Here is an 8,843-nt window from a genome sequence, read left to right on the forward strand (position 1 = left end):
AGCGGCTTTTTTATTTATTCTTTTGCTTTGAGTGCTTGAATGAGTTTTTGATGCAAACCACCAAAACCACCATTTGACATGATCACAACGGCATCCCCCTCGCCTGCATCATTCACGACAGTTTGAATGATCTCTTCTAAAGTACGCGCTACCACAGCTTTATTCGGAGCAGCTTCAACAACAGGTTGTAAATCCCAATCTAAACCCTCAGGTTGATACCAAATCACCTCATCTGCCAATCGAGCAGAATATGCTAAACCATCTTTGTGGCTTCCCATTCGCATCGTATTTGAGCGAGGCTCAATAATCGCCCATAGTTTACGTTCGCCTAGTCGTTTACGAGCACCATCCAGTGTTGTGTCAATTGCTGTTGGGTGATGAGCAAAATCATCGAAAACTTCAATACCTCGAATTGTATCGAGGAGCTCCATACGGCGTTTTACACCACAAAAATTCGATAATGCTTCGCATGCAGTTTCAATGGAAACACCTACATGCTCTGCAGCCGCAATGGTTGCTAAAGCATTTGCAACGGAGTGTTGACCTGTCATCGACCATTGGACTGTACCTTTTACTTTGCCGTCTTTTAAGACTTGGAAGTGAGTACCATCTGCAGAAAGTTGGTTTGCAGAGATAGTTGCTTGATCATTAGATTCAAGCGATGTACGGACGATCGGTGTCCAACAGCCTTGTGCCAAAACTTCATCAATATTTGATTCAGTGATTGGTGCGATGATACAGCCTTCACTTGGAATAGTACGAACCAAATGATGAAATTGTTTTTGAATGGCAGCGAGATCATCAAAGATATCTGCATGATCAAATTCAAGATTATTCAGAATAGCTGTCTTTGGATGGTAATGAACAAATTTAGATCGTTTATCAAAGAAGGCAGAGTCGTATTCATCTGCTTCTACACAGAAATATTGACCTCCGCCTAGACGAGCACTTTCTTTAAATCCAAGTGGTACACCACCAATTAAAAAGCCCGGTTCCAAGCCCGCTTGATCTAATACCCAAGCTAACATCGTGGTAGTGGTTGTTTTTCCGTGTGTACCAGCAACCCCTAATACATGTTTACCTTGTAGCACATGGTCGGCAAGGAACTGTGGTCCAGAGATATAGGGTAAACCCTGATTTAGCATGTATTCAACGGCGTCAATTCCACGTTTCATGGCATTACCAACGATCACTAAATCTGGGTGTGGTTGCAAATGACTACGGTCATAACCTTGCATTAAGGTAATACCCGCATTTTCAAGTTGTGTCGACATAGGTGGATACACATTTTGGTCCGAGCCTGTCACGGTGTGCCCTAGGTCTCGAGCTAACAGTGCTAACGATCCCATAAAGGTGCCACAGATTCCCAAAATATGCAGATGCATGATGATTTACTCCACTACTCTTTTCGACACAAACATCTTTTTGGTGCTGTTGTCATGTGTTATTTGATTTGATGTCAACGATAACAAGGGTCTTGGTGAAAAGATAGTGATTATTAGAAGGCATTCCGTAAAATTTTGCAGAAATAAATTTTTAAACTTATGAGCTAAAATATATGAATATTTTTAATCTAGTATGATGAAACGAAATGATTTAATCGTAGAATAACGCGGACGATTTAACTTGAGATTTAAATGATTTATTTACCTTTATTGCTTCTGATTTTAGCAAATTGCTTTATGACTTTGGCGTGGTATGGTCATTTAAAATTTTTGCCGCATGATGCCCCTTTATGGCAAGCCATTCTATTTAGTTGGATCATTGCATTATTCGAATACAGCTTGATGATTCCTGCAACCAAGATGCTGGCTCAAAATGGCTGGGCTGTGGGACAAATGAAAATCACTCAGGAGGTCGTTACGCTATTGGTGTTTGTTCCTTTCATGATTTTCATGTTTAAACAGCCTTTCAAATTGGATTATGTATGGGCTGCACTTTGCTTATGTGGTTGTGTCTATTTTGTATTTAGAACACCATGATTCAAAAGGATAAAGATTAACTAAAGTTATTTTCATATTCCCGAACTAATCTTTGACGATCAGGTTCAAAATCAAAATATTTTAAGCAGCGTGCCAAGATTTCATGTGCCATTTCATGAGCAGCTTCCCGTAGTTCCGGTTCAGATACATTTTTTTCAATCATGGATAAGCATTTAATCATTCTTTGATTTAATTCGATATTACTTATACAGTCCCGTGCCATCGGTGCAAAGCTACTGCTAATAAACTCACGAATATCAAACATATCGACACTGATATTCGAGAAATTAAAAGTTTTCTGTTCTGGATCTGGTTGACTATCAATAATAATCCGCGTTAAGGCATTGATCGCACTAATTGCTGAACCCACATCATTAATTGCAGCTGACATCGCTTTTTGTCCAACCTCGCTCATGACCAATAAACCAAATCTTGGGTCTTGTAAAAAGCTTCGGTTCGTTTCGATAATCACGTATTCATGAATTTGATGTTCTAAATTTTTTAATTCTTCGTCATCTATTGGATTTTCCGTAAAGACCTCAATCAGAACCAGTGATGGGTCTACGAATTTCCCAGGAAGAAAAGCAAGATGAATATGTGCATTGTGCGTTTGAGCAAGAAGATCTAAGGACTCAATATCAAAATGAGTAAAATAACCTGTCTGTTTTGGGTGTATTTTGAGTTGGCTTTCGCCCAATGGTTTTTGTCCTGAAGCGCCAAAGTGGGGGTGTGTACGGAATGTACTTAAAGCTTGAGATGCTGCTGTTTCAATTTTAGAAATAGCATTGGTTAATGTGCCAAGCTGAGACAATGTTTGTACCCAACGAATCAGTGTCACAATCAAATAAATGAGAACCAAAATGGTACTTACAAATAAGACAAAACGACCCGAAACGCCATAATATTGTAAACCCAAAGCGATTTTTGCGATGACAGCATAGATAAATGCGGAAATAAAACTGGTAATTGCGAGACGAGTATTATCATCATTCATCATCAGCTTATAAGCACGTGGCGTACCACTTGAGGAAGCTGAAGCAAATGCGGCGACCATAATCGAAAGTGAAAATGTAGTGACCGCTAGCATACTCGAAGCAATGATATCCAGTAGGCTACTTAGTGTTTCAATACTGATATTTGGAACCGCGTGTGATGGAATAAAATAACGACTTGCGGTTGCAAATAGAGAGAAAAAAATCGCTAATAAAGCCCCAAGTGCTGGTGTAAACCATAAATTTTCTGCAGGGTTATTCCACCATAGTTTCAGTTTAAACCACATGCTATATTCTCCTTTTTATTTTTTAATTTGAATGGCTTAGTTCAGTTTTATGTAAATTCAATTTGTCTTAAATGAGCTAGACGTTTAAGGCCGAACAATGACCAATCATAAAATTCATTTTTATGTCTATTAACAAGTATATATTTTTAATCCTTATTTTATCAGCTTAACTTTAGACCTATTCATTTTCAGTCTATAATAGTGAGTTCTTATTAAAGCTTGGCTCTCGTCGAGATTTATCTCTCTTACTTTAATCTCTGGAAACATTGCAATGAATGCGGCCGCTTCACAAGACACTCCTCTCGTTGGAATTATCATGGGCTCTCAGTCAGACTGGGCGACACTCGAACACACTGCCAATATGTTGAATCAGCTTGGTGTACCTTTTGAAGCGGAAGTTGTTTCAGCACACCGTACACCAGATCGTTTGTTTGAATATGCTGAGCAAGCTCGTGATCGTGGTATCCAAGTGATTATTGCGGGTGCTGGTGGTGCAGCGCATTTACCGGGTATGTGCGCAGCGAAGACTGATCTTCCTGTTCTAGGTGTACCGGTTAAATCTTCGATCTTGAATGGTGTTGATTCATTGCTTTCAATTGTACAAATGCCAGCAGGTATTGCTGTCGGTACTCTGGCAATTGGTCCTGCAGGTGCGACCAATGCTGCGATTATGGCGGCACAAATTTTAGGTTTAACTCGCCCTGATATTGCAAAGAATGTAGCCGATTTTCGTTTAGCGCAAACTGAAAAAGTTGCGAGTAAAAATATTCCTGGTCAAGCTTAATTCGAGATAAATCTTATGGATAAAACCATCGGTATTTTTGGTGGCGGTCAATTGGGTCGAATGATGGCGCAGGCGGCACTTCCATTAAATATTCAATGTACTTTTTTTGAAGCAAGTACAGACTGCCCTTCTGCTGCTTTGGGTCCAGTGATCTCAACTCAAGCTGAAAATGGCTTACAGGATTTCATTAATAGTGCAGAAGTCTTTTCTTTAGAATTTGAAAATACGCCATTGTCAGATGTAGACGTATTAACTGAAACTAAGCAACTGCATCCCCCGCGTCAGGCTTTAGCGATTGCTCAGCATCGCTTGTCTGAAAAAGCTTTATTTGATGAGTTAGATATTCCAGTAGCACCTTACAAAGCGGTGACATCACTAGAAAGTTTACAAAACGCGGTCGCTGAACTTGGTCTTCCAATCGTACTAAAAACTTCACGTGGTGGTTATGATGGTAAAGGTCAGTTTGTCTTACGCACTGCGGATCAAATTGATCAAGCATGGGCGGAACTTGGTCCTGCGGGTGAATTGATTGCTGAAAGTTTTGTGACTTTCTCGCGTGAAGTGTCAATCATTGCAGTACGTGGTCAGAATGGTGATGTGAAAACATGGCCATTGGCTGAGAACCACCATCACAATGGTATCTTATCGCACTCGATTGTCCCTGCACCGAACAGTGTAGATCTACAACCTGTAGCACAAGATTACATCACTCGCTTGCTTAACCATTTGAACTATGTCGGTGTGCTGACGCTTGAGCTATTTGTGACGGACAAAGGCTTATATGCTAATGAGATGGCGCCACGTGTACACAACTCAGGTCATTGGTCGATTGAAGGTGCTGTGTGCTCTCAGTTTGAAAACCATATCCGTGCTGTTGCAGGCTTACCTTTGGGTTCAACTGAGATGATTCGTCCAACGGTATTGGTGAACATTATTGGTCAGCATCCAAAAACTGAAGATGTGTTGGCTTTAGAGGGTGCACATTTGCACCTTTATAACAAGTCAGAACGTGAAGGTCGTAAAATTGGTCATATTACCTTAATGCCAATCGATAGCTCAGAATTGACTACACTGTGTCGCCAATTGTCGAAAATTTTACCAAACCCATTAGCATTAAGTGAAGATATGACCATCTAGACTTTAAGTTGCTGATAAAAAAAGCGATCACACGAGTGGTCGCTTTTTTATTTATCTTGTTTAAGGCATGATTGCGCCTCTTTAAAAATCACTTGCCATTGGTCGGATGAAATTTTAAAAAATTGCATAATAATTATACTATTAGTTCTGATTAGAATACATATTTTGAACTGTGTATAAGTTTGATTATGGCTTATGTGAGCCATCTTAATTTTGAATTCAAAGTGGGTTTAAATTCAAAATAATAGGCTTGCAGGATATTTTGAATTCAAAGTTACTATTGAGGTTTGAATTCAAAAATGTATTTAAAGATTTATATCTAAATTCTTATCTATTGAGTAAATTAAATTATTTTAATATTTATAATTTTCAATGATTTAGGCTGATTTGTAGTATTTGGTGACTGTGGATAAGTTTTTTGAATTTAAATGTTGCGTGGCGGTTTAAATTTAAATTCAATAACAAATGAATTTAAAACTAGGTTGTGGATAAGTTTTTAAATTTAAATTTTCAAAATAAATTTAAAAAAGTAGAAAGTATGAATTTAAATTTACGATTCGATGCTTTAATTTTTAGAGTGAGCTGTTAAGGTAAAGACATAATTCCAACATTTTAGAATTACAGGGTCTTATGCAACGGCTTGCACTCACGATAGGTTCATTTTTTTTAGCGATGTCTCAAACTCATGCTGAGTTGATTATTAATGGTCAGTCTGTGACAGCCTCGCCATCCATGACGGCAACTGTGTCATCCGCTCCTAATTTTCAGCAATGCATCTCGAATTTAAAATCACAAGCGATCACTAGAGGGGTTAGCTCGGCGACGTATGATCGTTACACGCAGAATTTAACTCCTGACTATTCTGTGATTGAACGTTTAAATTATCAGCCTGAATTTTCGACGCCAATTTGGGATTATTTGTCAGGTTTAGTTGATGATGAACGTGTTCAATTGGGGCAACAGAAACTTCGACAGCATCGAGAAACACTTAACCGTGTGAGTGTAGCTTATGGCATTCCTGCTGAAACGGTGGTTGCAGTTTGGGGAGTTGAGAGTAACTATGGTGATATTTCTGGACGCTATCCATTGCTTCAAGCTTTGGGGACTTTAAGTTGTGAGGGACGCCGTCAATCGTATTTTAGAGGTGAATTTTTTACCACCATCAAACTTTTACAGCGTGGTGATGTTCGGGAAGAACAATTGAGAGGATCGTGGGCAGGGGCTTTTGGTCATACTCAGTTTATGCCTTCAACCTATGATGAGCTTGCTGTAGATTTTGATGGTGATGGACGACGTGATCTAGTCTCGAGTATTCCAGATGCTTTGGCTTCAACAGCAAATTTTTTGAAGAAAAGAGGATGGCAAACTGGTCAACCTTGGGGATTTGAAGTGCAGATTCCTGCAGGAATGTCAGTTGTAGGTGAGGGGCGACGTAATAAGAAAGCATTGTCTTATTGGGTCAATCAAGGATTGAATAGAGTGGATGGCTCCCCTTTAATTCAGGGTAATCTTTCTGCATCTTCTCAAGCTGGGTTGCTTGCGCCTGCTGGTAGTGCTGGGCCGGTCTTTCTAGTATTTAAAAATTTTGATGCTATATATAGTTATAACGCAGCAGAAAGTTATGCGTTGGCAATCGCACATTTATCAGATCGATTGCAAGGAAAAGCTAAAATTGCAAAAGCTTGGCCGACTGATGATCCTGGTACATCAAGAGCAGAACGCCGAGAAATTCAACGCTATTTAATCCAGCGCGGTTACGATATTGGTGCGATTGATGGTTTAATTGGGGATAAAACTCGACAGGCAATTCGTCAAGAGCAAACCCGATTGGGCTTAAATCCTACAGGTCGAGCGGGACAGCAGATATTGAGTGCATTTAGAAATGAGCAGGCTCAGCTGATGATGCAATAAATAGGTTCTTGGATTAAAAAAGGTCAACATGGGTTGACCTTTTTTCTGATGAGGTTTCTAGATAATAGAACGATCGATTTTAACAGCATCGAGTAAGTCAAAAATGACTAAGGTTACATCTTGACTTAATTCTCGATCATTAAAAATTTCATAAGCTGTAATGGTGACATCTGTATCGCTTGGAAGTTGGCGTTGTTCCTCTTCAATTAAATCTTGAATAGGTAATAGTGTTTGCTTAATTTGAATATGTAAGACGTCTTCGAATTTAATGTTCTCATCATCGAGTTCGATGAGTTGTTTATTGAAATATGGTAGTAAAATTGAGTAGAGATAAGGTTGAAGCTCGACAATATCAAATATTTCAATATCACGAGTTTCCTCGATCGTGCTGATATGATCATTTACCTCAAGAATAATATGATAATAACTCACGTCTCTCTCCTCTGATTAATTTTAAAATACCTTAACACGAATTCAAAACTATTCAATTAAATCCGTAATTTAATTATGGGATTGAGCTGTGGTGCTGATTTTATCGACTTTTTAGCAGTTCGAGGTCGGCAGCAGTCAATTTAAAATTGGAGAAATTCTGCTTTTCTAGAATTGGATACATTAAGGCATTAGGGTCGTTAGTATGCTGGAGACCTAATGCATGACCTAATTCGTGAGCCAATGTGATTCGAAGTTCATCTACAGATTGAAATTCATAAATATTGATTTCACGACCATTAAACTCGCCTTTATGGAACATTTTGGCTTGAAAAACTTGGTTGAATTCATCAATGGCTTTACGTTGTTGGTGTTGGGATTGATTGAATTTTTCAACTTTATCGTTGAGTTCTGTTCGTAAGATGTTAAATCGTTCAATATTGCTTTCAATCTCAAGCTTTTCTTGTGTGAGTCGTGTCTTAGAGGTATTGATCTGCTGAAATTGTGAATCTGTAATAGATGTGTTTAAGCCATTAATATGGTGGACAAAATTATTATGTTGATCTAGATCATTACTATAGTTATGTTGCTGCTGTTCAATTTGCTGTTTTAAAAATTCAAGTTGTTGTGCTTCTTGTTCTAGCTGTAATCTCATTTCATCGGCTAATGATTTGTTATTTTCAAATTGCTTTAGCGTATGCTTTCTATAATTGGATTCATTTTGACGTTCGTCAAAAATGAGATTAATTGTAAGACGAGCATTGGGGTCGTAAACAAAATACTTTTGTTGAGTTTGATTTTCCCAGATATTCGCTGCCTCTTGAGTTATTTGGCGTAATGCCTCTGTATCAAGTTGAAATCTTGGGTCAATAAACCCAATACGATATCTTAGGCGTTGATCAATGGGGTGTTGAAGCCGATCCAAAGTTGAATTGTGATTTAATTGAGGATGAATAAAACGTTGTACAGCAAAATAGGCAATACATAAAAAGAAAAAGATCAGAATAATGGAGCGCATCATGCGAGTAATTCAACTTAATTTTTATTCAATGTAGCGTATAAAAACATTTTGGAAAATAAATCATCAAAATATATGAGCTCCAGTGTGTATAAAAATGAAAAATATTCGTAAAATTTAAATGAAAGATGAAAATAAATATGAATAATGATTAAAAAATGAGTGAAAATTCATGTTTTTCATCTTTTTAGTCGAAAAAAGCAACACCCGTTGAAAATAAGTGAAATAAGGGGTTGCAAGGGAGGAAAAAATCTATAGAATGCACCCCATACCGACGAGATACACGGAAACGAACGAAGCAGG

Annotated in this window: 8 protein-coding genes; 4 read left to right on the forward strand and 4 right to left on the reverse strand. The window is 38.2% G+C overall.

Going from position 1 to position 8,843, the window contains the following annotated elements; translation table 11 throughout:
* Nucleotides 1-14 precede the first annotated feature (14 nt).
* Entirely contained in the window at nt 15-1,385 is a 1,371-nt protein-coding gene (gene mpl, locus CL42_RS14880) for a UDP-N-acetylmuramate:L-alanyl-gamma-D-glutamyl-meso-diaminopimelate ligase (RefSeq protein ID WP_035270326.1), read from the reverse strand.
* Between the two features lie 252 nt (nt 1,386-1,637).
* Here mpl and CL42_RS14885 point away from each other — a divergent pair, with 252 nt between their 5' ends.
* The gene (locus CL42_RS14885; RefSeq protein ID WP_035270328.1) at nt 1,638-1,982 is read left to right on the forward strand and encodes a DMT family protein; all 345 of its coding nucleotides are present in this window, start codon (nt 1,638-1,640) and stop codon (nt 1,980-1,982) included.
* Nucleotides 1,983-1,998: 16 nt separating this feature from the next.
* Here the strand turns inward: CL42_RS14885 and CL42_RS14890 are convergent, their stop codons facing one another.
* Nucleotides 1,999-3,261 (reverse strand): DUF2254 domain-containing protein, encoded by a 1,263-nt coding sequence (locus CL42_RS14890; protein ID WP_035270330.1) that lies wholly within the window; start codon nt 3,259-3,261, stop codon nt 1,999-2,001.
* A 271-nt stretch (nt 3,262-3,532) separates the two neighbouring features.
* On the opposite strand from CL42_RS14890, the gene purE reads away from it, so the two are divergent.
* The 3 genes from purE (at nt 3,533) to CL42_RS14905 (ending at nt 7,093) form a co-directional block, all read left to right on the forward strand.
* Nucleotides 3,533-4,045: a 5-(carboxyamino)imidazole ribonucleotide mutase gene (purE, locus tag CL42_RS14895; RefSeq protein WP_035270333.1), complete on the forward strand. Its 513-nt coding sequence runs from the start codon at nt 3,533-3,535 to the stop codon at nt 4,043-4,045.
* 15 nt (nt 4,046-4,060) lie between these two features.
* Nucleotides 4,061-5,182, forward strand: a complete 1,122-nt coding sequence (locus tag CL42_RS14900; protein WP_035270336.1) for a 5-(carboxyamino)imidazole ribonucleotide synthase — start codon at nt 4,061-4,063, stop codon at nt 5,180-5,182.
* Between the two features lie 630 nt (nt 5,183-5,812).
* The gene (locus CL42_RS14905; RefSeq protein ID WP_035270339.1) at nt 5,813-7,093 is read left to right on the forward strand and encodes a lytic murein transglycosylase; all 1,281 of its coding nucleotides are present in this window, start codon (nt 5,813-5,815) and stop codon (nt 7,091-7,093) included.
* 57 nt (nt 7,094-7,150) lie between these two features.
* On the opposite strand, the gene CL42_RS14910 is transcribed toward CL42_RS14905, so the two are convergent.
* On the reverse strand, nt 7,151-7,525 hold the full coding sequence (locus tag CL42_RS14910) for a hypothetical protein (RefSeq protein WP_035270344.1): 375 nt from the start codon (nt 7,523-7,525) through the stop codon (nt 7,151-7,153).
* Nucleotides 7,526-7,625: 100 nt separating this feature from the next.
* Nucleotides 7,626-8,543, reverse strand: coding sequence for a matrixin family metalloprotease (locus CL42_RS14915; RefSeq protein WP_081403310.1), 918 nt, complete (start codon nt 8,541-8,543; stop codon nt 7,626-7,628).
* Between the last annotated feature and the right edge of the window lie 300 nt (nt 8,544-8,843).

It is taken from the genome of Acinetobacter sp. Ver3, assembly GCF_000632455.1.
In the GTDB taxonomy this organism is placed as follows: Bacteria; Pseudomonadota; Gammaproteobacteria; order Pseudomonadales; family Moraxellaceae; genus Acinetobacter.